Here is a 22,355-nt window from a genome sequence, read left to right on the forward strand (position 1 = left end):
AGGTTCGAGGTGGAAGTGCAGCAATGCATGCAGCTGACGAATACTAATCGGTCGAGGGCTTATCCTACTTATATCTTTATTACAGCTAAGGAATTCATCTTATGTTCGTATTCAGTTTTCAAGGTGTATGTTCATAGTTGATCATTGACGCGGGGTGGAGCAGCCCGGTAGCTCGTCGGGCTCATAACCCGAAGGCCGCAGGTTCAAATCCTGCCCCCGCAACCAATTATTACACGCAGAATATTAAAGTGGAGCTGTGGTGTAGTGGCCCAACATGCCTGCCTGTCACGCAGGAGACCGCGGGTTCGAATCCCGTCAGCTCCGCCATTACAAAACAAAAAAGGTTAATTGCCATTATAACTTGCCGGTGTAGCTCAGTTGGTAGAGCAACTGACTTGTAATCAGTAGGTCGGGGGTTCGAATCCTCTCGCCGGCACCATTTAAAAATTTCACCCCATCCTCAGGATGGGGTTTTTCTTGTTGTTGGTTGGTATTAACTTCCGCGGACGTTACCTACAGATGAGATAAAAAGGAAAATAATCGTATTATGTCGAATGGATAATTAGATGTATTGAAATCATATCCTATTGTACGCCGCATTCATGAATATCTGGCGAGAAATGATAAGGTTAAGCTCACTTCATTAAATAGGAGAGTTTAGGAATGGTAAGGAGAGAGCGGACCGTATGCGGAAATTAATATTTGTACTTGGCGGAGCAGGAGCGGGGAAAACAACGGTAGCCAAAGCATTTGCTGCTGCGCGTGGGGCTGCTTTCTTCGATATGGACACGCTGCTAAGACCTGCAGCAGCGGCGATTATGAGCCAGGCAGGGCTGGATCCTGAGGATCGCGACTCAGCTGAATACAAGCGGTTATGTCGAGATCTGGGTTATCGGATAACGATGGACGCAGCCTTGGAGAATATAGCTATCGGTACGGATGCACTGGTTGTGGGGCCATTTACGAAAGAAACAAAGGACCGGTATTGGCTGGAGAGAGAGCTGTCGAGTATCGGCGCGTCTCCGGAAACGGTTGATGTGAAGGTTATTATCGTCCATTTACAAGATGAGCTGATGTATCGGCAGCGAATCGAAGCAAGAGGTTCGGCTCTGGATAAGTGGAAGCTGGAAAATTGGGAAACGTTCCGTCATTCACTCGCACCTCGGAAGATTGAATGGAATATCGATGCTGCATCCATATTATTTTATGATAACTCTGCAGTGATGTCTGATCATGATCTCGCACGATTAGAGCGGTTTGTTTATGGTGAATCCTAGCTCTATGCATCAGATATAAGGGTTGTTAGAAGTATCATGAACTTGCTTACATACCGTTGTCCCGGATTGTCGAGTAGATGATTCGTCATGCTAACGCAATAAGCTTGGATCAGGCAGAGCCAAGCTGTATGTTTAGGAGGACTAACCGATGTTTGACCCGACTGTATTTGATAATTTAAAAGTAGCGATCGAGAATCAGATCTATGATTTGGATAACCTGACGGGGCAGATTCTCGTGACGAATCGGATAGACCGGATGGAGCTATCCGTCATGTCGAGGTTTTTTGCGCTGCAATTCACGTTAACGGAAAGGAAAGAGGTTACGGCCGAGATTAGGTTGGAGGCTTCTCTTAAAGATTTGGCTGCGGAGATATTGGAGCAGTCGAGTGAACCGCCTGCATGCACGCTTAGCTTACGCTTTCATAAGCAAATCGATGATGTTGCGAAACAGTGCAAAGAAATCGAGGAAATCATTCAGAAGATCTGGCAGCCTGAGGTATCACTGAAGCAAACGCTCAGTTTCAGTTATGGTCAAAACCCGGTTGTTTATGAGAATACGATTGAAGTTGGATTTAATCGCAAGATTAGTGAAGAGCAAATGGGCGATATTCCTGAGCTGATTGATCATATGCTGCTGACGCTCAATGAGCTTGCCTAGAATAAAGGAGTGGAGCAAAACGTGGCTGTCTATAATAAGTTAGTGCGTGACTTGATACCGGCCATTATACAACATCAAGGACATTCGTATCGTTCACGAATTCTTGATCCAAGTGAATATAAGGAAGCACTCGAAAAGAAGCTTCAAGAAGAGATTGAGGTGGATTAAGCTTCATTGCGGTTTGAATCCTATTAAAGGGGAGAGATAAGTAATGAACCTGAATGTAGTATTCGAGCAGTTCCCGGTGCTGGAGTCGGGTGAAATCGTGCTGATGAAGATTGAGGACAGCCATCTGGATGCGATGTATGAGATATACAGCAACAGCCATGTGTTTCATTTTTGCGGGATTATCCCTATGCGCAACAAGGTTTCAATTGCTAAGATGATCGGAAATTTTGAACGGGATTATAACAAGCGTACAAAAATAAAGTGGGGTATTTTTCTCAAGAACAGTGGGGAAAGTCCGATTGGTATCATCGAAGCGTTTGGCTTTGATCAAAAAATCAATATGGTGACGATTGGCTATTTTTTGGCTGAATTGCATTGGGGTAAAGGGATCGCTGCAAAAGCGGTAAGTGCGGTGGTGAAGTATTTCTTCGAGGAAGTCGGCATTAATCGGATTCAGGCGGAAGTCATGCTGCTCAATGAACGCTCCAAGCGCGTGCTGATGAAGAATGGCTTTGTCCATGAAGGAACGATACGGCAAGCGGCACTGTGGACAGGGAAAGGAATTATTGATTTGGACTTATTTAGTATTCTTAGAGCGGATTATTCGAATTGATATGATGAAACCATTATGTTCATTAGGAGATCGGTAAGTGGATATTCCAATTAAAGTATTGTTCGTATGCAGCCGTAATAAATGGAGAAGCCTTACTGCGGAGAAGATTTTCTCTGGCTATGAAGGGCTGGATGTGAGGTCAGCGGGTACAGAGGAAGCGGCTAGAATCAAAATCACTGGCGGTCATGTCGGCTGGGCTGACGTTATATTTGCAATGGAAAAGAAGCACGTTCGGCGAATGAAGGAGAAGTTTCAGGAGATGCTCCCTGGAAAACAGGTAATCTGTCTGGATATCCCGGACGATTATAAGTTCATGGATGAAGAGCTTATCGAAATTCTGAAGGGGAGAGTTTCGGAGTATTTGGAGATTGATCTATGAAAAGAGCCGGATAAACGGACGAATATGGAGTGATTCCAAGGCTGCTGAGGAAGAAGATCGCTAGATGACTGAAAGAGCGGCGCTTGACAACCGAAAAATAATTATGTCATAATGAGTTTATCGAAATGACTTATTTGATTTACGACATTAAACCTACTCAGACAGGTGATAACGATGAGCGAACCGCTCGAGAACGGGTCCAATTATACAGCAAACAAATACAGAACGCCGGATGGGGCACCTGCAGATATCGTGATTTTCACGATTACGTCGAAAGAGAGGAACGCAGCAAAGAAATCACTCCCTCAACGTGAGCTGCAGGTGCTGCTCATTCAGCGGAAGCTGTGGCCCTTTGAGGGACAGTGGGCACTGCCGGGAGGCTTTTGTAAAGAGTCAGAGACAATGTACGATTGCGCGAAACGTGAACTGGCTGAAGAGACCGGGGTAGCAGATGTGCATATGGAGTATTTTAACGTGTACAGTGAGCCGGGACGCGACCCCAGGGGATGGATGATCTCGCATACGTTCTTTGCACTTGTGAATGAATCGCTTCTTCTGAATCGCAGAGCGGCAGACGATGCGGCAGATGTTCGTTTGTTCACTGTGGAAAAAGCCCTTAAGATGGATTTGGCGTTTGACCATGAGCTTGTGATTAAGGATGCGCTGAATCGGATTCAGCACAAAATGCTCACTACAACGATCGCCAGGGAGTTTTTGCCGCAGGAGTTCACGATCAGCGAGCTCTATCAGGTGATTCAGACGGTCATGCCCGGGTTCGAGGAGCGTAATTTTGTTCGTAAAATTACATCAACGCAGAGCCGCAAGGGAATCATAGAGGAAGTGCGGGATCTTCATGGGGATCTGAAAATGTCCAACCGGTACTCTCAACGTGCTGCGCAGTTGTACCGATTTAATGATTATGTGCCTCAGCTGTCCATCTACAGCTAGGCTTTATTTTTACCGTATTGATATTGTCATATTGAGGTTATGGGTAGCGGTTTAAATTGAACCATTCATACTGGGGAGGTTATCTAAAATGAAAGCATTGATCGTGATTGATTATACGGTTGATTTTGTCGTCGGGAAGCTGCCCTGCGGACAGCCTGGAGTCGATATTGAAGGACGGATTGCCGCAATCACACAGAAATTCATAGAGGACGGCGATTTTGTAGTCATGGCTGTAGATCTGCATGAGGAATCGAATGTGCACCATCCTGAACATAAGCTGTTCCCTCCGCATAATATTCGGGGGACAGAGGGAAGGCAATTGTACGGGAAGCTGAGGAACGTTCATGAAAGCAACCGGGAGCGAATTTATTGGATGGATAAAACCCGGTACAGTGCATTTTGCGGAACAGATTTGGAGCTGCGGCTAAGAGAGCTCGGGATTACGGAGCTTCATTTGATCGGTGTTTGTACAGATATATGCGTTCTTCATACGGCTGTCGATGCTTACAACAAAGGGTATCAAATTCATGTACACGAGGATGCAGCTGCAAGTTTCAAATCCGGCGGGGCATACGTGGGCGCTATCCCATTTTACCAATTCACTGGGTGCAGCGGTTGTCACAGGCTATTAAGTGGAACGCTATTCAGACATAACGGGAGAAGGACGTGCTCAGATGAACAGCTTGATCTACGACAATTTAACGCTCCATACGGATAAATATCAAATCAATATGATGTACGCGCACTGGGTGCAGGGAACTTTGAACGATAAAGCCGTGTTTGAGGCGTATTTTCGGAAATTACCTTTTGGCGGCGGGTATGCGGTATTCGCAGGAATCGAGAGGATCGTGCATTATGTGCAGCATCTTCGGTTCGGCGATGAGGAAATCAACTATCTGCGCGAGCAGGAGGAGAATTATCAAGAAGAGTTCCTGGAGGAGCTGCGCAAATTCCGTTTCACCGGCAATCTGCATGCGATGAAGGAAGGAACGCTTGTATTTGCAAACGAACCTCTGATCCGGGTGGAGGCGCGGGTATTCGAAGCGCAGCTGATTGAGACGGCGCTGCTCAACGTGATGAATTTTCAAACGTTAATTGCAACCAAAGCATCACGTGTGAAGCAGGCTGCAGGGGAAGACATTCTGATGGAGTTCGGTACCAGGCGGGCGCAAGAAGCGGATGCTGCAATTTGGGGCGCAAGAGCAGCTTACATCTCCGGTTTCCATGCTACGTCCAATATGCGCGCAGGTATGCTGTTCGGCATTCCGACCAAAGGAACGCATGCGCATGCCTGGATTCAGGGACATGACACGGAGGAGGAAGCATTCCGCCGGTATGCAGAGGCGCTTCCCAATCAGGTGACGCTTCTGGTGGACACGTACAATACACTCAAAAGCGGTGTCCCTAATGCGATTCGAATCGCACATGAGCTGAAGAAGCAAGGGAAGAAGTTGAATGCAATCCGGCTTGACAGCGGTGACCTTGCGTATCTATCGCAGCGTGCGCGTCAGATGCTCGACGATGCGGGATTGAACGGCGTACAGATTATGGCTTCGAATGACCTGGATGAAAACATTATAGTTAACTTGAAGGCGCAGGGGGCGCGGATTGATTCGTGGGGTGTGGGGACACAGCTCATTACAGCTGCAGACCAGCCGGCACTGGGCGGTGTCTATAAGCTGGTTGCCCGCGAGAGGAAAGGGGAGTACCTGCCTGTTATTAAAGTTTCGGGTAACCCGGAGAAAATGACGAATCCCGGCTTCAAGGATGTATACCGGATCGTTAATAAGGAAACAGGGCGGGCGGAAGCGGATTACATTACGCTCCGTGAGGAAGAGGACGTAAAGAGAGAGGAGCGGATTAAGCTCTTCGATCCTGTGCATCCGTACATTCATAAATTTATTGATCATTACGAAGCCATTCCGCTGCTGCATCCCATATTCTCAGATGGTGAGCTTGTTTATGAGCTGCCGGAACTTCAGTCGATTCGATCCTATCATGAGAAGCAGCTTCAGCTGTTCTGGCCGCAGTATCTGCGTAAGCTGAATCCGGAAGGCTACCGGGTTAATCTGAGCATGAAGGCTTGGCAGCTGAAGATGGACCTGATCCATCAGCATCAAGAATAAGCGGCGAGTACTCCGGGGGAGGGGATTATGATGAATCTAAGCCTATATAACCGGATAAAAGGCGGTATCTTTGGCCTTGCTGTCGGGGATGCGCTTGGCGGTACGACGGAATTCATGACGAAACGTGAAAATGAAGCGAAACACGGCTATCTGACTGAAATGATCGGCGGCGGTGTCTGGAACCTGGAGCCTGGCGAGGTCACGGATGATACGAGGATGACGATATGCGTTGCGGAAGGGATATTGCAGCAGCCGGAGGCTCCGATGAACGCCATTGGCGAGAAGTTCTTGACGTGGTATCACTCCAAGCCGAAGGATATTGGGAATATCATTAGAGCGGTGTTCCAGTCCTATGCAGGTGACTGGTTTGAAGCGGCAATCCGGGTTCATGAGCGAATGGGGCAAAGCGCAGGCAATGGAACGTTGATGCGCTGCCTTCCGGCAGGCTTATGTTACTCGGACTTAGCGGACATAGAGAAGATGTCCCGAATGCAGTCGAGGATGACGCATTATGATAACCGGTGTGATGAGGCGTGTATCATCTATAACCGCATTGTATACAGGGTATTGAATGATGAGAATCTTCGGGATGCGATTGAAGCGGAAGTTAAACCTACCGCGTACGCAGGGATACTTATGGGTGAGCCGGACTGTGAGCCGAGCGGCTTCGTTGTCGATACGTTTCGCTGGGTCATCCATTTGCTATGGCATGCCGGTTCATTTGAGGAAGTCGTTCAGCAAGCAGCTAATGCCGGAGGCGACTCGGACACGATCGGAGCCATTGCCGGGGGGCTTGCCGGTGTGTATTACGGGTTCGATAGCATACCAGAGCGATATAAGTCATCCATTCTTATCCGAAGTCAGCTCGATGATGTATGTACCCGAATCTACGAATTCCGTGAGAGCCTGATTTAAAAAAGGAGCCGCAGCTTATGACTATTTGGTCGTAAGCTTGCGGTTTTTTTGGCGTAATTGCAGCTGCTGAAGGGAAACCACCGGAAAATGTCTTGTATTTATTCATTTTCGAACATGCTATTATAGGCTCATACAGCTTAGGACATCAGAGGTCAAGCCAGTAGATGCCGGAATGAAAATGGAGTTTCAGAGGGGTTGAAGCGGCTATTCCGCTATCCCAATCCAGCTATTGCTGATTGTGCAACGGGAAATGATCCATGCCAGTGCAGAAGCGGCGAGCAGTTCTAGAAAGTGCTGCACAGACGGAGTTTAATTAAATGAGGGGACGGATACGTGATGAAAACGCAATCAGGTTCACATACTCATGAAGCAGAGCTGCTTTTGGATACAAAGGCTATATTGGCGGAGGGGCCGCAATGGAATGCCGAGCAGGGGATGCTCTATTGGGTTGATATTCGGGGCGAAAAGTTCTGCAGAGTTGATCCGTCTACAGGAGTAAACGAGGAATTTTCGATAGGGAAGAAGGTTGGGGCGGTCGTCTGTGCGGGGAATGATCACGTTGTGCTTGCGACGAGTGACGGCTTTGAAACTTATGATTTGAAGTCGAAGCAGCTGACAACCATTGTCGATCCCGAGTCGGATCTCCCTGAAAACCGGTTCAATGACGGCAAATGCGATTCGGCGGGCAGATTCTGGGCGGGGACGATGGAGGATGTCGAGGTTGAATGCCGAGGCTCCTTATATGTATTGGAGACGGATTACAGCTGCCGCCGGGTATTCGGGAATGTTGGAGTCTCAAACGGGATCGCCTGGAGCTTGGATGAGAAGGAAATGTATTATATCGATTCGATGAAACAGACGGTAACGGCGTTTGAGTTTGATGCGGTCAAGGGAGAGCTCAGCAGCCCGAGATTATTGATCGATTTTCAGACGGAACCGGGCTTTCCCGATGGGATGACGATTGATGCTGAAGGCATGCTGTGGATCGCGCATTGGGATGGCTGGCAGGTGTCGAGATGGGATCCGAGGACAAGCAAGAAAATCGACTCCGTCTACGTTCCGGTAGCGAAGGCGAGCTCCTGTGCGTTTGGCGGCGAGAAGCTGGAAACGCTGTTTATTACTACCGCAAGAGTAGGCCTTGCTGATGATCAGCTTCACACCCAGCCGCATGCCGGAGGGATTTTCACCTTTAAACCATCTGTAGGAGGCACGCAGACGTATTCGTTTGGAAAGTAAAAGAAGGATCGTCGCCGCGTCGAATACCGGATAGATCGGGTATGGTTATCTATAGGCCCCTTAAGCAAATCATTACAAGATGTCGTTATCAATCTGTTTGATGGAAGGTGTACATCCTATGAGTATTCGCATTGATGCTGAGAAGCTGCGCCAGGAAATTGAGGACGAGCAAAATGAGAAGCTGAAGATTGCTTTATTCGGCCAGCCGGGGGCGGGCAAATCCTCGCTGATTAACCTGATCGTCGGTCAGCCGGTGGCAAGAACAGGCGCAACGACGGATATGACAACCGAAGCGAAAATGATTGAGCATGAAGAGCTGCTGCTTGTGGATCTCCCTGGATACGGCACATCCAAATTTCCGCCGAACAGATGGATGGAGCAATTTCAGCCGGAAGAGCTGGATTTGTTCTTATGCGTGTTCTCCTCAAAGTTTCACGAAGCGGACTCGGCATTCTTCAAAGAGCTTAAGGATAAGGGCAGAGTCTGCATCTTCGTGCGCAATAAACAAGATGATCTGTGGGAAGAAGGCAAGACGACGGAGGAGCTCGAGGCCGATATTATTGCCGATGTCCGCAAGCATGTGGGATCTGCAGAAAATGTACTGTTCGTCAGCTGCCGGACGAAAGTTGGTTTAACGGAATTAGTTGATGCGATCTATGCGGCACTCGATCCGGCCAAAAGGGACAAATACGCCCGTTCAGCCAAAGCCTACAGCAAGGAGCATCTGGATGCGAAGCGCGCTGCATGCGAGAAATCCGTCTACAAATATGCGGGGCTGGCTGCAGCCAATGGCCTGAACCCCGTGCCTGGCGTCAACATTGGCGTGGATATCTCCATTATGCTCAAGCAGTTTAACGATATAAGGAAGTCGTACGGGCTCAGCGACGAGAAGGTGAATAAGCTCATTCCTTCCTTGCTGCCGCTAGGCAAGCAGGTGCTCGAATATTCGACTAAGGAAGGCATACTGCTGCTGCTGAAGCGTTTTGCCGGTCGGGAGGCTTCCGTCCAGGTTGGACGATTCATACCGATCGTGGGTCAAGCCATTGCGGCGGCGGCTGGTTTTGGAATGACGCTGGCGGCAGGGAAATCGTACCTGAATGACTGCCATCTGCTTGCGGAGAAGATTCTGGAGGAAGAGCTCGGTATTGCGCAATGATGCTGAGGAAACGGCGGGCAGCACTGCTGTCAAAGGCTGCAGCGCCAAGACCAACCGTCCTCGAGCAGAATTTGTTCCGGCTGCGGTCGGAGCTGGCTCAATACCGCGGCGGCAGGCTCAAGATTGCTGTCCTCGGTCAGCCTGGAGCGGGGAAGTCAGCATTGATTGACCTCATAACGGATCGAATCTGTGTCCCGAGGCCGGTCGTTGGACAGCAGACGGACGCCACCGACTGGAGCGCGAGCCTGGATGCACCGCTCATTCACTACTGCGGGGATGCAGCTTTCGTAGATGCGCCGGGCTATGATACGCTCGCTCATCCCGTTGGAGCTTTTCTGAATGGGTTTCCATTCCAGGAGTTTGACCGCCTGCTGCTCGTGTTGAAGGGGAAAGTTCATGAATCCGATGATCGATTGTGGCAGCGGCTGAAGGACCGATCCCTTGTGCAGCGGACAATGGTAGCGCGGAGCTTCGCAGAAGGGCTGTCGGAAGCTGAGCTTGCAGACGTAAGGGAAGAATTCTCGGAACGGTTCGACGGGCGCGCTGTACTGTTCAGTAACCGGACGAAGACGGGGATCGATCAGATAAAGGCTTTCGCCTTGCATGGGCTTGGATGAGTGCGAGTCCAGCCCATGCCGCGACCGCCAGCGACTGCATTCTCTTAACGATTTTGCTTAAGCATCATGTACGCTCATCGCGCGATTCCTCCAGCAATCGCTAGGCTTCGCCTCTATTATCAGACATCATTGCAAAGCATGTTGAGGAATGTTCAGAAAGAATTTCTTTGAACTAGCAGGGAGGCAAGGGACTTCGTCCTAATATTGTCCATTATTGATAGTCGTTACGGTATGATAACGATGTACAAGTGGGACACCCGTTTCTGACGCTATTGTAGATATGGGATTCTATAGGGTGCTTTTTAAACTATAGGTATACAAATAATTTTTGATCATATATTCTTATATAATAAATTGAAATGATTTGGGTGTTTGCTCCATATGATGTTGTAATGGAAGCAGACTTAATAGGGAAGCTCGGTTAAAATCCGACACGGTCGCGCCACTGTAATAGGCATATTTACGTTTTCATTAATAGTCACTGGGGAGATACCTGGGAAGACTGGAAACTAGAGCCTTAAGTCAGGAAACCTGCCCATTTCATATAACATGGATCCTACGCGTAATAGGAGAGTGTTGGAATGTAACAGCAGCACATGGATAATTCTCAAATGCCCTGGCATTTGGGTGATTCCGTTTGTGTTTCTAAAGCATTTCCAGCCTCTTTGGCTGGGAGTGCTTTTTTTGTGCGCAACCAGCATGAGCGTTATCTATAGGATTGAAGTTGACGCTCGGTATCTAATTAAGATTATATCCTAGTACGACCGGCCTCCAAAGATTTTACTAGGAGGACTGGGGTGAGGAGGGAAATGGCATGAGTAACAAAGGGAAGCTATTGGTAATCGGCTTTGGTCCAGGTTCGTACGAGCATATTACTGATCGTGCCCGGGCAGCCATCCAAGAGAGTGATACAATCATCGGCTACAATACCTATGTCGATTTAATCAGTGGTCTGTTGACTGACCAAACTATCGTCCGGACGGGCATGACGGAAGAAGTTAGCCGTGCACGTGAAGCGGTGAGGCAGGCGGAGCTCGGCAAAAAGGTTGCGGTTATTTCCAGCGGCGACGCTGGTGTGTATGGTATGGCCGGTCTTGTATTTGAAGTTTTAATCGAAAAAGGCTGGACAGAGGCTGCTGGAGTGGAGATTGAGGTTATTCCGGGAATCTCTGCAATCAACTCGTGTGCCTCGCTGCTCGGTGCGCCTGTCATGCACGATGCTTGCACGATTTCGCTCAGTGATCATTTGACCCCGTGGGCGGTCATCGCTAAGCGGGTTGAGGCTGCGGCATCTGCCGACTTCGTCATTGCGCTTTACAATCCAAGAAGCGGCCGCCGCACGCGGCAAATCGTAGAGACACAGCGGATTCTACTAGAATACCGTTCAGCGGATACACCCGTCGGATTAGTAAAAAGTGCATATCGAGACCGCGAGCATGTGGTGATCACAACGCTCGGAGATATGCTGGAGCATGATATTGGGATGCTGACAACGGTCATTATCGGCAACTCATCAACATTTCTTTATGACGGTAAAATTATTACCCCTCGCGGGTATCAACGCAAATATACATTGAATTCAGATGTACAATCGTTAAAGCCTCATGAACGTCTGCGTACCGAAGCAGAACCGTGGTCGCTAAATGCACAAGAAGAGTGGGAGGAAAGCCAAGAAGAAGAGACGGAGAAGCAGCATTCCTTAAACTCGGCTGAGCTTGCGAATGAAGCATTGCAGCTGCTGCAGAGCAAAGGACTTGTATCCGGTGAGTCTAACGTGCAGATGCAGGTGCCCGAGGTACGCAGAAAAACCCCATCCATATTTGAAGTCGGTGTATCTCCGGGGATCGCGAATAAGAAGTTTACTGCCAAGCAGATGGGCTTATTAGCTGAATTGGCAGGCGACGAAGGCGAGCTTGAATATACGACTCAGCATCAAGTACTGCTGCGAGTGCCGACGGATGATGCGGAAACCATTGTCACCCGCTTAAAAGAACATCATTTGCTTGTATTTGCGATCGGCGACATCGTTCAAGTCAAAGCATGCGACTTCTGTAATTTGGAGAAGGACGAGGCCATTCCTGTTGCGGAAGAGCTTCACCTGCTGTTTGGGGGAATTGGTGCGCCTAAAGAATTGAAGATTGGATTGAATGGCTGCGGCATGGCGTGTTATGGAGCTGTCATGGAGGATATCGGAATCGTCTATCGCAAAGGCGGTTATGATTTATTTTTGGGCGGCAAACAAATCGGGCGCAATGCTCATGCCGGGCAGAACGTTGTCGAAGGCATTCCGGCAGACCGAATTGTTGAAACGGTGGAGCAAGTCGTAAAGGAATTCACGGAAAAAGGTCATCCCGGTGAACGGTTCCATAAATTTTTTAAACGCGTCGGGCAGGTAGCAGGATTTACACATTTAGAATACATAGCGCCGGTGATCGTTGATGCCGTATGCGGAGATTAAGGGGGAGAAAATATGGAAGCCATATTGCTGGTAGGTCACGGCAGTCGTGATAACGAAGGGAACGAGGAAATGCTTCGTTTTGCGGATTCGGTAAGGACAAGTGCGAAGGGAAGATGGGTGGAGACCTGCTTTCTGGAGTTCGTGAGCCCAACTATACCGCAGGGTATCGCCCGTTGTGTTGAAGCTGGTGCAACAAGAATTGTACTTGTGCCCATTATTTTATTTGCCGCAGGACATTCGAAGATCCATATCCCGCATGAAATCGATCATGCCAAATTGAAATATCCTAACGTCTCCTTTGCCTATGGACAGCCCATCGGCATCCACCAAAAGGTGCTCGATATTTTGGCGTCGCGTTTGACGGAAGCCGGATACAGGATGAATGGAGAAACAAGCCAGCGAGACCAGGACACAGCCGTTTTGCTGCTCGGCAGAGGCAGCAGTGATGCGGATGCGAACAGCAATTTTTTGAAAATGGCCCGCCTTTTGTGGGAGAAATTACCTATCAAATGGGTAGAGAGCAGCTTTATCGGGGTGACGGAGCCGTCATTTCCGGAGGGCTTGGAGCGCTGCAAGCTGCTTGGCGCGAAGAAAATTTATGTGCTGCCGTATTTTCTTTTTACCGGTATCTTAATCAAAAGAATCGAGCAAATGACAGCGGAATTTGCAGTAGCACACCCGAATATCGACGTGGAGCTTGCCGGTTACTTCGGGTTTCATCCTCAGCTGGTTGAGCTTTTGCTTGACCGGGTGGAGGAGGCTAGCGAAGGCCGTGCTCTGATGAACTGTGATATGTGCAAGTATCGGATGGAAGCGGCTAAGCATCACGATCATCATCATGATCACGATCATGGGCACAGTCACGATCACGACCATGACCATCACGATCATGACCATCATGATCACAATCATCAGCATCCTGACAAAAAACGGGAGGTTGTTTCATGATTTTCACCTTATGCGGGACGAGTGATGCACGTGAGCTGGCTGTTCGGATGAAAGCTTCTGGCTACCCGCTGCTTGCTTCTGTGGTCACGGATAACGCAGCGAAAAGCTTGGATGAGGCAGGTATAACCGTACGAACCGGTCGGTTAACCTCCGATCAAATGATTGAGCTGCTGCGTGAATCGAATGCTAAGGCGATTGTAGATGCGAGTCATCCATTCGCTGAGGAAGCCCATCGAAATGCCATGCGAGCAGCCCAAAAAGCCGGGCTGCCTTACATTCGATTCGAGCGATCCTCTTTAGTGTATGATGATCACCCTATGCTGAGGGTCGTTTCCTCTTACGAGGAAGCCGCTCTGGAAGCGAAACGGCTCAAAGGCTCCGTTATGCTCACAACGGGAAGCAAAACACTGGCCATTTTCGCCAAGCATCTGCTGCAGGATCCCGACATTCGGCTCGTCGCTAGAATGCTTCCGCGCAAAGATAATATGGAACTTTGTGAGCAGCTTGGCATTGAACAAAAGAACATAATAGCCTTGCAGGGGCCTTACTCCAGTGAGTTAAATGAGGCATTGTATCGGAAATTTGGTACGACCGTCATGATTACGAAGGAAAGTGGGAAGATCGGAGCCGTGGACGAAAAGGTTAATGCGGCTCTGGCGATGGACATTCATGTCCTTCTCATATCGCGTCCCGAGCTGGAATTCGGCGATGTGTTCACGCACTATGACGGTGTATTAGACCGACTTAAGGTGCTTCTTTCATATGAACAGGAGGGACACGATGGACTTTAAGACGGAATTCAAACCGCTAACCGTTCAGCCGCAAGAGATTGAAGGAAAAAGCTTTGAGATTATTACAGAGGAGCTGGGGGAGCATCCTTTCACGGAGCAGCAATACCCGGTCGTGCAGCGGATCATCCATGCTTCCGCTGATTTCGAGCTTGGCCGCAGTCTAGTTTTCCACAAGGATGCCATTGAAGCCGGGATTAAATCGATTCGCGAAGGAAGGACCGTCGTAGCAGACGTGCAAATGATTCAAGCCGGCGTGAGCAAGGAGAGGCTTGAACGTTTTGGCGGTGGCATTAAGGTTTATATATCGGATCCGGATGTCATGGAGGAAGCCAAACGACTGAATACGACGCGGGCGATTATCTCCATGCGTAAGGCGATTAAAGAGGCGGACGGCGGTATATACGCGATCGGAAACGCCCCGACAGCTCTGCTTGAATTAATACGGCTCGTGAAGGAAGGTCAAGCAAGACCCGGGCTTATTATCGGTATGCCAGTCGGCTTCGTATCGGCAGCGGAATCGAAGGACGAATTACGAAAGCTGGATATTCCATTCATCACAAACATTGGACGCAAGGGTGGGAGTACCATCGTTGTATCGGCCATTAATGCGATCTCCATTATGGCGACCGCTCTGAAATAAGGAATAGGAGATGACGGCATGAGCGACGGTGTCGAAACGGAAGCACAACCGCTTCGCCATGGGTATACGACAGGAGCATGCGCGACAGCAACCGCTAAAGCGGCAGTAACGATGCTTATCACGCAAAATAAAGTGGAGTATGCAGAGATATGGCTGCCAGCCGGATTTTTTCATACTTTCGAATTAATAGAGTGTGAGCTGACGCAGGACATGGCGCAATGCGCGACCATCAAGGATGGCGGCGATGATCCGGATGCCACGCACAAAGCAAAAATTATATGTACGGTTACGTGGAGCGGCGGAGAAGGTATCGAATTGGATGGCGGTATTGGCGTTGGAAGGGTGACAAAGCCGGGTCTTCCTGTCCCAGTCGGAGAAGCTGCGATTAATCCTGTGCCCAGACGAATGATTACTCGTGCCGTGCAGGAGGTGCTTATCGAATATAAGGTGGATCGCGGTGTCCGTGTCGTCATTTCGGTTCCGGACGGGGAAGAGATTGCGAAAAAAACACTTAACTCCCGATTGGGCATTCTAGGCGGGATCTCAATCCTCGGGACCCGGGGTACCGTTGTTCCCTTCTCTACCTCCGCTTATAAAGCGAGCATCGTACAAGCAATCCAGGTGGCCAAAGCTTCAGGCTGTAAGCATATCGTGTTAACTACAGGCGGAAGCAGCGAGAAATATGCGATGAAGCTTCTTCCGGAGCTCACCGAGGAAGCGTTCGTACAGATGGGTGATTTTGTAGGCTTTTCATTAAAACATGCCAAACGGCTTGGCATGGAGAGGGTAAGCCTCATCGGGATGATGGGGAAATTCTCAAAGGTGGCGCAAGGCGTCATGATGGTGCATTCCAAAAGCGCACCGGTTGATTTGAATTTTTTAGCGAGTGTAGCCGTTCAAGCCGGAGGTGATGATGCTCTAAGAGATGCTATTTTGGGAGCGAATACGGCATCACATGCTTCGGATTTGGCAATCGAAGCCGGGTTGGCAACCTATTTTCAATTATTATGCAAGTACGCATCGGAACACGCCGTGAACCATGTCGATGGAGGATTGGTTGTGGAGACGGTATTAGTCACGATGAAAGGCGATGTATTGGGGAGGGCGGAAATTGTTGGGTAACCGAATAGCGATTATTGGCATCGGTGACGATGGTGCACACGGATTGTCCGGTGCAGGCTTAGCATTGGTAAAGGCCGCGGAGGTGCTAGTTGGAGGAGAGCGGCATCTTGGTTTCTTTCCTGAGTTCCAAGGGGAGAAGCTTGTTATAAAAGGCGGTTTATCTCAATTGGTTTCACAGGTTGCGCAAATGCGCGAGCATCAACGAGTGGTTGTGCTCGCATCAGGCGATCCGATGTTTTACGGCATAGCCGGTTTTTTTGCAGCCAAGCTTGGCCGCGAGGCTGTAGATATATATCCAAACCTGAGTTCGTTACAATTGGCCTTTGCCCGAATGGGCGAAAGCTGGCAGGACGCAACACTCGAGAGCGTGCATGGACGTCCGCTGCAAGGCTTGGCGCAGCGTATCGACGGTAAATCGAAAGTAGCGCTGTTGACTGATGATACGAATACGCCATCTGCGATTGCATCGTATCTTTTGCAATTTAATATGAGGGAATATGAAGCCTTCGTTGCGGAAAATCTAGGCGGCCAGCAGGAACGATGCAGCTTCTATTCCTTAGAGGATATGGCGGCAGAGAGCTTTTCACCGCTTAATATTGTCATTCTTCGCCATCGCCAAGAGGTGGCTTATGCGGCGCGTACCTTCGGCTTCGAAGACGAGGAATTCCATCAGCGCAAGCCGGAGAAGGGCTTGATTACCAAAAAAGAGGTCCGCATCCTAAGCTTATCCGAACTGAACCTTCATTCGCGCAGCGTGATGTGGGATATCGGCGCCGGTTCGGGGTCCGTAGCCGTAGAAAGTACTCGGCTCGCTCCTTATGGGCAAGTGTTTGCCATCGAGAAGAATGAAGGCGATATGGAAAACGTTCAGCAGAACCGTATTAAGTTTCGGACTGATTTCACAATTGTGCACGGGAAAGCACCTGAGGGTCTTGAATCATGGCCAGATCCGGATGCGATCTTCATTGGCGGAAGCGGGGGAGAGCTTCGCCAGCTTATTCGAATTTGCTGCAGCAGATTGCGCCCGGGAGGACGCTTCGTCATTAACGCGGCAACGATCGAAACGCTGACGGATTCCTGTCGTGCCTTGAAAGAAGAAGGATTCGAAGCCCGCGTGACGCTTGTTCAGATTTCGAGAAGTAAGCCGATTTTGGATATGACAAGGTTCGAAGGGCTGAATCCGATCTACGTCATTACAGGCTTTAAGGCCGAGAAAAAAACGACAACAGAGGAGAACAATTAACGTGATAAATGTTCCGAGAACTGGCACGCTTTATGGTATTGGCGTTGGACCCGGCGACCCTGAGCTCATTACGATAAAGGCGTTTCGCTTGATGAAGGAGTGCCCGGTCATCGCTTACCCCAAGAAGCGAATGGGCGGTAAGTCGTATGCACTCGAGATCGTTGAGCTGTATGTGAACCCTGCCGAGAAGGAAATGCTTGGCTTGATCTTTCCGATGACCAAGGATCCAGCCGTACTCGGGAAGGAATGGAACAAGACAGCAGACCTATGCTGGGAGCAATTAAAAGAGGGAAAGGACATTGCCTTTGTAACCGAAGGAGACCCGAACCTGTACAGCACCTTTATTCATATGTCTCGTCTCATGAATGAGCTTCACCCCGAGGTTCCGATTCGCACCGTGCCAGGCATTTCTTCTGTGCTGGGAGCTGCTGCGCAGCTTGGCATTACGCTTGCAGACGGTGATGAGCAGGTTGCGATCATACCGGCAACGGACGACAGGACTGCGATGAAGAAAGCGATCGAAGAGCATGACACGGTTATTTTTATTAAGGTGGCCAAGGTCATCGATATGATGATCGATCTATTGGAAGAGCTTGGTTTGACGAGTAAAGCGTCCGTTGTGACGAAGGCGACATCGCCGTATGAGACAATCTGGCGCGATATTCGCGTGTTGAAGGGATATGAGCTTGAATATTTGACGTTAATGGCGGTGAGAAAATGACGGCGTTGGAACCGAAGGTTTATATCGTAGGAGCCGGACCCGGCGATCCGGAGCTCATTACGGTCAAAGGGTTAAACATCCTGCAGCAGGCGGATGTCGTTTTGTATACCGACTCGCTCGTTAACGATGACCTGATTGCGCAAGCGGGGAAGCATGCCCAGGTACTGCAAAGCTCTGGCATGGATTTGGAGCAGATGGTAGACGTCATGGTGCAAGCGGTGCGAGCCGGCAAAAGCGTAGCGAGAGTCCATACGGGTGATCCATCGATGTACGGTGCCGTGCTGGAGCAGCTTGTTTTGCTTAAACAGAGTGACATTTCTTACGAGATCATTCCCGGAGTCAGCTCCGTGTTTGCGGCAGCCGCTGTACTGGGCGCGGAATTAACCGTGCCGGATTTGACGCAAACGGTAATCCTGACGCGCGCCGAGGGACGGACGCCTGTTCCTGAACGTGAGAAGCTGAGGGATCTGGCTTCCCATCATTGCACGGTAGCCTTGTTCTTAAGCGCCACGCTAACAAAAAAGGTAGTGAAGGAATTTATAGAAGCCGGCTGGTCCGAGGATACGCCCGTGGCGGTGGTTCAGCGTGCTACCTGGCCGGATCAGAAAATCGTCCGTACGACATTAAATAAGCTGGATGAGGACATGCGGCAAGCGGGAATCCGCATGCATGCGATGATCCTGGCGGGCTGGTCGCTTGATCCGACCATCACGGAGCGGGATGCGCATCGGTCCAAGCTTTATGATAAAACGTTTACGCACGGTTACCGAAGGGGAGTGAAGGCAAGTGAATAAGCCATACGCTGTCGTGGCGATAACGAAGCACGGCGTGGAGATGGCACGCGGTCTCGCAGACATTTTCCCGGCAACGGATTTGTACTACATGAGCAAGTTTGCTCGCGGGGATGAGTCAGACAAAAACATCCGTCTGTTTGAAGGCTCGGTTAAGCTCATCCTTCCGGAGCTGTTCAAGAGCTACAACGGCATTATTTTATTTATTTCATTGGGTGCCGTCGTTCGGATGATCGCGCCGATTCTAGAGGATAAGAAAAAGGATCCGGCGGTTGTCGTGATCGACGATCGCGGTGAGCATGTGATCAGCGTATTGTCCGGACATCTAGGAGGAGCCAACGAGCTTACTCGGGAAGCTGCGAAGGCGATAGGCGCGCGTCCGGTTATTACGACGGCTTCCGATGTGCAGCAGACTATTCCCGTTGATATGTTTGGCCGCTCATTCGGTTGGGTCATTGAAAGCTTCGAGAAAGCGACGCCGGTCAGCGCTTCAGTCGTAAATGAGGAACGAGTGGTCGTCGTGCAGGAGGCAGGGGAGAAAAACTGGTGGATGTACGATAAGCCGCTTCCGCCATCTATTCGTGTATATGATTCTGCTAATAAGGCTATGAAAACGGAATTTGACGCTGCGCTTGTCGTCACGGATCGCTTGCTTGACGCAAGCGAGGAGTCGGTCTTGCTTCGCAATGGCGTGTTATATCGTCCCAAAAGCCTGGTGCTTGGCATGGGCTGCAATCGGGGAACGTCGCCGGAAGAAATCGAAGCCGTCATTTTGGTTACATTGAACGAGCTGCGTTTGTCCGTAAAGAGCGTACGCAGCCTTGCGACGATCGATTTGAAGAAGGATGAGCAAGGATTGCTGGATGTATGCAAGAAGTATGGCTGGGAGCTTATTACGTATACACCGGAAGAACTGAATACAATCTCGCTTAAAAATCCGTCGGAGACCGTCTATCGCTATACCGGAGCTTATGGTGTCAGCGAGCCGGCTGCGTTGCTCTGCGCTGGTGCGGTAGACTGGCTGCTGGAAAAGAAGAAGATCGGCAACTGCACGATCTCGGTCGCACGCATTCCAGCTGCCGAAGAAGCCGGAGGGGTGAGAATATGAACGCGTATCGCCCACGTTTTGCTATAGCCGGAACCGGAAGCGGAGTGGGAAAAACGACGCTCACCATCGGAATCATGCGAGCGCTCGGATGCAGGGGAGTAAAGGTGCAAGGTTTTAAATGCGGTCCGGATTACATTGATCCGACCTATCATACCGCCGTTACGGGCAGGGCCTCGCGTAATCTGGATACGTGGATGGTGCCCCATGAGACTATGCAGGAAATCTTCATAAGAGGCTCGGATGGTGCCGATGTGTCCGTTATCGAAGGGGTCATGGGTCTTTATGACGGAAAAAATCCGTTAAGCAATGAAGGCTCGACTGCACACATTGCTGAACTGCTGGATTGCCCCATTATTCTTGTGGTCAACGTTCAAAGTATGGCTCGCAGTGCGGCGGCTGTCGTAATGGGCTTTCAAAAGCTGGACGAAGGCGCTCGGATTGCCGGGGTCATCGTGAACAAATGCGGAAGCGAAGGTCATTACCGTATCGTGAAATCCGCTATTGAACAAGAATGCGGGATACCGGTTGTCGGCTGGCTTGGCCGCAATGAAGAGCTGGACATTCCCGAACGGCATCTTGGGCTCATCCCGGCGATTGAACGCGGCGAGCTGAATCCGCTGTTCGAGCTTGCCGCGCAGCAGGTGGAAGCCAAGGTTGATCTGGATCGGATTTTATCCTTTGCGAATGATGCGCCTGCTTTAGCTTTACCGATAGAGCGGCTGGTGGCATCACAAAGGGAGTCTGGTCCGACTATAGCAGTCGCCCGCGATGCTTCGTTTAACTTTTACTACCTGGAAAACCTGGAGATGCTTGAGCATTGCGGCGCTAAGGTCATTTACTTCAGTCCGTTGGCCGGGGAAACGGTTCCTTCGGATGCCGACGGCGTTTATTTCGGAGGCGGGTTCCCGGAAGAGTTTGCAGCTAAACTGGCTGACAACGTCCGTTTAAAGGAGGATTTGCATACGCTCGCTGCAGGCGGCATGCCGATTTACGCCGAATGCGGGGGTTACATGTATTTGTGTCGTTCGATTAAGGACCGCTTCGGACAGACCTATCCAATGGCAGGCATTATTCCGGCAATCGTGGAAATGCAGCCTAAGCTGGCAGCGCTCGGTTATCGGGAGGTAAGAGCGATACAAGACAGCCTGCTTCTGCCTGAAGATTCGCGCATGCGGGGGCATGAATTTCATTATTCAACGCTAATGGTCGATAACAGCGGTACTTATCCTTATGCTTACGAGACTACGGGCTTACGGGGCGTCAAGAAAGAAGGATACTGCAGCGGCAATATTTTGGCGGGGTACACGCATGTTCATTTTGCTTCAAACCCGGATGCCGCGTCAAGGTGGGTCGGAATATGTCACGAGTATCGCAAAAGCCGTTTCGCCGAAAGTAAGCTGTAATCCTGTGCCGGCCCCGGTTATTTATTTGAGGAAAAGAGGTATCGCTAATGGAAAATGAACAGAATGATCGGAGATCGAAGCGTAAAGGCTATACACTCGTTTATACAGGCGACGGCAAAGGCAAGACGACGGCTTCGATTGGACTGGCCGTTCGAGCCGTAGGCCGGGGATATAAGGTGCTTATTTTACAGTTTATCAAATCCCCGCAGCGAACATACGGTGAGCAAATTGCACTTCGTAAATTGGGTGTTGAGATGCGTCAGCTCGGTATTGGGTTCACATGGACGAAAACACCGGAGGAGCATCGCGAGGCCCTTCAAGCGGCATGGTTAATCGCCAAAGAAGAAGTGATGAGCGGGGATTGGGATGTCGTTGTGATGGATGAGCTCAATAATGCGTTAGCCATTGAGAAGTTTCCCATCGACGATGTCTTGCCCTTACAGGAGGTGCTGGAGCTAATCGACCGCAGACCAGGCCATCTCCATCTTGTTATTACGGGCAGAGGGGCTAAACAGGAGATTGTAGATAAAGCGGACCTGGTTTCTGAGGTTCAAGTCAAAAAACACTACTATGATGAAGGCGTTCCTGCCTTATTGGGCATCGAGTATTGAACGATGAAAGTCATTTAAAAGGAGGGTCTCGCCTTGAGTACATGGAATCTGGAAGAAACGCAATGTCATCTGCTTCTCTGCAATGGAAGCAGCTGTATGAGGAGTCAGGGAGAAGAGGTAACACAGGCCATTCGTGAGGAAATTAAAGCGCTTGGCGCAGACAGCCGTATTCACACGACGAGAACGCGCTGCAATGGCCGGTGCCAGGATGCGTGTGTCGTAATCGCTTATCCCGCCGGTCTATGGTATCGGGATATGACCCCCGAGCTCGGTAGAGAACTGATACGCAAGCTGGCAGCAGATGAAATGCTTGAGGAGCAGCTCGTTTATTCATATCAGGAACGGTTTGTCGCTTCCGGTCAATCAGTTCCGGGAACAAACAAAATGGCAAATTAGCGCATGCAGATATGCTTATGATAGATGCAA

The 22,355-nt window shown here is 49.9% G+C and carries 23 protein-coding genes, 3 tRNA genes, 1 pseudogene and 1 riboswitch; all 27 genes and pseudogenes read left to right on the forward strand.

Annotated features, from left to right (window positions below):
- Positions 1–148 precede the first annotated feature (148 nt).
- The 27 genes and pseudogenes from ACFPYJ_RS08875 (at position 149) to ACFPYJ_RS09005 (ending at position 22,325) form a co-directional block, all read left to right on the forward strand.
- A tRNA-Met gene (locus ACFPYJ_RS08875) sits at positions 149–225 on the forward strand.
- A gap of 25 nt (positions 226–250) precedes the next feature.
- A tRNA-Asp gene (locus tag ACFPYJ_RS08880) sits at positions 251–327 on the forward strand.
- Positions 328–363: 36 nt separating this feature from the next.
- A tRNA-Thr gene (locus ACFPYJ_RS08885) sits at positions 364–439 on the forward strand.
- 247 nt (positions 440–686) lie between these two features.
- Positions 687–1,277 carry a P-loop nucleotide/nucleoside kinase family protein gene (locus ACFPYJ_RS08890; RefSeq protein ID WP_379187752.1) on the forward strand — a complete coding sequence of 197 codons (591 nt, stop codon included), beginning with the start codon at positions 687–689 and terminating at the stop codon, positions 1,275–1,277.
- A 148-nt stretch (positions 1,278–1,425) separates the two neighbouring features.
- Positions 1,426–1,935, forward strand: a complete 510-nt coding sequence (locus ACFPYJ_RS08895; protein ID WP_379187753.1) for a hypothetical protein — start codon at positions 1,426–1,428, stop codon at positions 1,933–1,935.
- A gap of 21 nt (positions 1,936–1,956) precedes the next feature.
- On the forward strand, positions 1,957–2,103 hold the full coding sequence (locus ACFPYJ_RS08900; protein WP_379187754.1) for a nucleoside triphosphate pyrophosphohydrolase family protein: 147 nt from the start codon (positions 1,957–1,959) through the stop codon (positions 2,101–2,103).
- A gap of 43 nt (positions 2,104–2,146) precedes the next feature.
- Positions 2,147–2,716 carry a GNAT family N-acetyltransferase gene (locus ACFPYJ_RS08905; protein WP_379187755.1) on the forward strand — a complete coding sequence of 190 codons (570 nt, stop codon included), beginning with the start codon at positions 2,147–2,149 and terminating at the stop codon, positions 2,714–2,716.
- 49 nt (positions 2,717–2,765) lie between these two features.
- Positions 2,766–3,095, forward strand: coding sequence for a low molecular weight protein tyrosine phosphatase family protein (locus ACFPYJ_RS08910; protein WP_379187939.1), 330 nt, complete (start codon positions 2,766–2,768; stop codon positions 3,093–3,095).
- Between the two features lie 174 nt (positions 3,096–3,269).
- On the forward strand, positions 3,270–4,043 hold the full coding sequence (locus ACFPYJ_RS08915; RefSeq protein WP_379187756.1) for an NUDIX domain-containing protein: 774 nt from the start codon (positions 3,270–3,272) through the stop codon (positions 4,041–4,043).
- Positions 4,044–4,131: 88 nt separating this feature from the next.
- Positions 4,132–4,675 (forward strand): annotated as a pseudogene (locus ACFPYJ_RS08920) (cysteine hydrolase family protein).
- A 42-nt stretch (positions 4,676–4,717) separates the two neighbouring features.
- On the forward strand, positions 4,718–6,169 hold the full coding sequence (locus ACFPYJ_RS08925) for a nicotinate phosphoribosyltransferase (RefSeq protein WP_379187757.1): 1,452 nt from the start codon (positions 4,718–4,720) through the stop codon (positions 6,167–6,169).
- A 30-nt stretch (positions 6,170–6,199) separates the two neighbouring features.
- Positions 6,200–7,084 (forward strand): ADP-ribosylglycohydrolase family protein, encoded by an 885-nt coding sequence (locus ACFPYJ_RS08930; RefSeq protein WP_379187758.1) that lies wholly within the window; start codon positions 6,200–6,202, stop codon positions 7,082–7,084.
- 336 nt (positions 7,085–7,420) lie between these two features.
- On the forward strand, positions 7,421–8,320 hold the full coding sequence (locus ACFPYJ_RS08935; protein WP_379187759.1) for an SMP-30/gluconolactonase/LRE family protein: 900 nt from the start codon (positions 7,421–7,423) through the stop codon (positions 8,318–8,320).
- Between the two features lie 118 nt (positions 8,321–8,438).
- On the forward strand, positions 8,439–9,476 hold the full coding sequence (locus tag ACFPYJ_RS08940; protein WP_379187761.1) for a GTPase: 1,038 nt from the start codon (positions 8,439–8,441) through the stop codon (positions 9,474–9,476).
- Complete coding sequence (locus tag ACFPYJ_RS08945) at positions 9,473–10,093, forward strand: GTPase domain-containing protein (protein ID WP_379187763.1); 621 nt, start codon at positions 9,473–9,475, stop codon at positions 10,091–10,093. The genes ACFPYJ_RS08940 and ACFPYJ_RS08945 overlap by 4 nt, the downstream gene beginning before the upstream one ends.
- Before the next feature lie 349 nt (positions 10,094–10,442).
- Positions 10,443–10,646: riboswitch (cobalamin riboswitch) on the forward strand.
- A gap of 261 nt (positions 10,647–10,907) precedes the next feature.
- Positions 10,908–12,551, forward strand: coding sequence for a precorrin-3B C(17)-methyltransferase (gene cobJ, locus ACFPYJ_RS08950; protein ID WP_379187764.1), 1,644 nt, complete (start codon positions 10,908–10,910; stop codon positions 12,549–12,551).
- Between the two features lie 12 nt (positions 12,552–12,563).
- Positions 12,564–13,499 (forward strand): sirohydrochlorin chelatase, encoded by a 936-nt coding sequence (locus ACFPYJ_RS08955; RefSeq protein WP_379187765.1) that lies wholly within the window; start codon positions 12,564–12,566, stop codon positions 13,497–13,499.
- Positions 13,496–14,290, forward strand: a complete 795-nt coding sequence (cobK, locus tag ACFPYJ_RS08960; protein ID WP_379187766.1) for a precorrin-6A reductase — start codon at positions 13,496–13,498, stop codon at positions 14,288–14,290. The genes ACFPYJ_RS08955 and cobK overlap by 4 nt, the downstream gene beginning before the upstream one ends.
- The gene (locus ACFPYJ_RS08965) at positions 14,280–14,930 is read left to right on the forward strand and encodes a precorrin-8X methylmutase (protein ID WP_379187767.1); all 651 of its coding nucleotides are present in this window, start codon (positions 14,280–14,282) and stop codon (positions 14,928–14,930) included. Before cobK ends, ACFPYJ_RS08965 begins: the two co-directional genes overlap by 11 nt.
- A gap of 18 nt (positions 14,931–14,948) precedes the next feature.
- On the forward strand, positions 14,949–16,052 hold the full coding sequence (locus ACFPYJ_RS08970; RefSeq protein ID WP_379187768.1) for a cobalt-precorrin-5B (C(1))-methyltransferase: 1,104 nt from the start codon (positions 14,949–14,951) through the stop codon (positions 16,050–16,052).
- A complete protein-coding gene (gene cbiE / locus ACFPYJ_RS08975) occupies positions 16,045–17,295 on the forward strand; it encodes a precorrin-6y C5,15-methyltransferase (decarboxylating) subunit CbiE (RefSeq protein ID WP_379187769.1) in 1,251 nt (416 codons plus the stop codon). Before ACFPYJ_RS08970 ends, cbiE begins: the two co-directional genes overlap by 8 nt.
- 4 nt (positions 17,296–17,299) lie before the next feature.
- Positions 17,300–18,016 (forward strand): precorrin-2 C(20)-methyltransferase, encoded by a 717-nt coding sequence (gene cobI / locus ACFPYJ_RS08980; RefSeq protein WP_379187940.1) that lies wholly within the window; start codon positions 17,300–17,302, stop codon positions 18,014–18,016.
- Positions 18,013–18,810 (forward strand): precorrin-4 C(11)-methyltransferase, encoded by a 798-nt coding sequence (gene cobM / locus ACFPYJ_RS08985; protein ID WP_379187770.1) that lies wholly within the window; start codon positions 18,013–18,015, stop codon positions 18,808–18,810. The genes cobI and cobM overlap by 4 nt, the downstream gene beginning before the upstream one ends.
- Positions 18,811–18,850: 40 nt before the next feature.
- A complete protein-coding gene (locus tag ACFPYJ_RS08990) occupies positions 18,851–19,915 on the forward strand; it encodes a cobalt-precorrin 5A hydrolase (RefSeq protein WP_379187941.1) in 1,065 nt (354 codons plus the stop codon).
- Positions 19,912–21,318, forward strand: coding sequence for a cobyrinate a,c-diamide synthase (locus ACFPYJ_RS08995; protein ID WP_379187771.1), 1,407 nt, complete (start codon positions 19,912–19,914; stop codon positions 21,316–21,318). The genes ACFPYJ_RS08990 and ACFPYJ_RS08995 overlap by 4 nt, the downstream gene beginning before the upstream one ends.
- Positions 21,319–21,365: 47 nt before the next feature.
- A complete protein-coding gene (locus ACFPYJ_RS09000) occupies positions 21,366–21,929 on the forward strand; it encodes a cob(I)yrinic acid a,c-diamide adenosyltransferase (protein ID WP_379187773.1) in 564 nt (187 codons plus the stop codon).
- Positions 21,930–21,962: 33 nt separating this feature from the next.
- Positions 21,963–22,325, forward strand: a complete 363-nt coding sequence (locus ACFPYJ_RS09005) for a (2Fe-2S) ferredoxin domain-containing protein (protein ID WP_379187774.1) — start codon at positions 21,963–21,965, stop codon at positions 22,323–22,325.
- Positions 22,326–22,355: the final 30 nt, after the last annotated feature.

The sequence above is a fragment of the Paenibacillus solisilvae genome (genome assembly GCF_042656405.1).
GTDB classification, from domain to species: domain Bacteria; phylum Bacillota; class Bacilli; order Paenibacillales; family Paenibacillaceae; genus Paenibacillus_Z; species Paenibacillus_Z solisilvae.

What these genes read in the sequence shown, in the direction of transcription:
- ACFPYJ_RS08890 (WP_379187752.1), top strand. Translation starts at nt 687, where the DNA reads ATGCGGAAATTAATATTTGTACTTGGCGGAGCAGGAGCGGGGAAAACA.
- ACFPYJ_RS08895 (WP_379187753.1), top strand. Translation starts at nt 1,426, where the DNA reads ATGTTTGACCCGACTGTATTTGATAATTTAAAAGTAGCGATCGAGAAT.
- ACFPYJ_RS08905 (WP_379187755.1), top strand. Translation starts at nt 2,147, where the DNA reads ATGAACCTGAATGTAGTATTCGAGCAGTTCCCGGTGCTGGAGTCGGGT.
- ACFPYJ_RS08915 (WP_379187756.1), top strand. Translation starts at nt 3,270, where the DNA reads ATGAGCGAACCGCTCGAGAACGGGTCCAATTATACAGCAAACAAATAC.
- ACFPYJ_RS08925 (WP_379187757.1), top strand. Translation starts at nt 4,718, where the DNA reads ATGAACAGCTTGATCTACGACAATTTAACGCTCCATACGGATAAATAT.
- ACFPYJ_RS08930 (WP_379187758.1), top strand. Translation starts at nt 6,200, where the DNA reads ATGAATCTAAGCCTATATAACCGGATAAAAGGCGGTATCTTTGGCCTT.
- ACFPYJ_RS08935 (WP_379187759.1), top strand. Translation starts at nt 7,421, where the DNA reads ATGAAAACGCAATCAGGTTCACATACTCATGAAGCAGAGCTGCTTTTG.
- ACFPYJ_RS08940 (WP_379187761.1), top strand. Translation starts at nt 8,439, where the DNA reads ATGAGTATTCGCATTGATGCTGAGAAGCTGCGCCAGGAAATTGAGGAC.
- ACFPYJ_RS08945 (WP_379187763.1), top strand. Translation starts at nt 9,473, where the DNA reads ATGATGCTGAGGAAACGGCGGGCAGCACTGCTGTCAAAGGCTGCAGCG.
- cobJ (WP_379187764.1), top strand. Translation starts at nt 10,908, where the DNA reads ATGAGTAACAAAGGGAAGCTATTGGTAATCGGCTTTGGTCCAGGTTCG.
- ACFPYJ_RS08955 (WP_379187765.1), top strand. Translation starts at nt 12,564, where the DNA reads ATGGAAGCCATATTGCTGGTAGGTCACGGCAGTCGTGATAACGAAGGG.
- cobK (WP_379187766.1), top strand. Translation starts at nt 13,496, where the DNA reads ATGATTTTCACCTTATGCGGGACGAGTGATGCACGTGAGCTGGCTGTT.
- ACFPYJ_RS08965 (WP_379187767.1), top strand. Translation starts at nt 14,280, where the DNA reads ATGGACTTTAAGACGGAATTCAAACCGCTAACCGTTCAGCCGCAAGAG.
- ACFPYJ_RS08970 (WP_379187768.1), top strand. Translation starts at nt 14,949, where the DNA reads ATGAGCGACGGTGTCGAAACGGAAGCACAACCGCTTCGCCATGGGTAT.
- cobM (WP_379187770.1), top strand. Translation starts at nt 18,013, where the DNA reads ATGACGGCGTTGGAACCGAAGGTTTATATCGTAGGAGCCGGACCCGGC.
- ACFPYJ_RS08990 (WP_379187941.1), top strand. Translation starts at nt 18,851, where the DNA reads ATGGCACGCGGTCTCGCAGACATTTTCCCGGCAACGGATTTGTACTAC.
- ACFPYJ_RS08995 (WP_379187771.1), top strand. Translation starts at nt 19,912, where the DNA reads ATGAACGCGTATCGCCCACGTTTTGCTATAGCCGGAACCGGAAGCGGA.
- ACFPYJ_RS09000 (WP_379187773.1), top strand. Translation starts at nt 21,366, where the DNA reads ATGGAAAATGAACAGAATGATCGGAGATCGAAGCGTAAAGGCTATACA.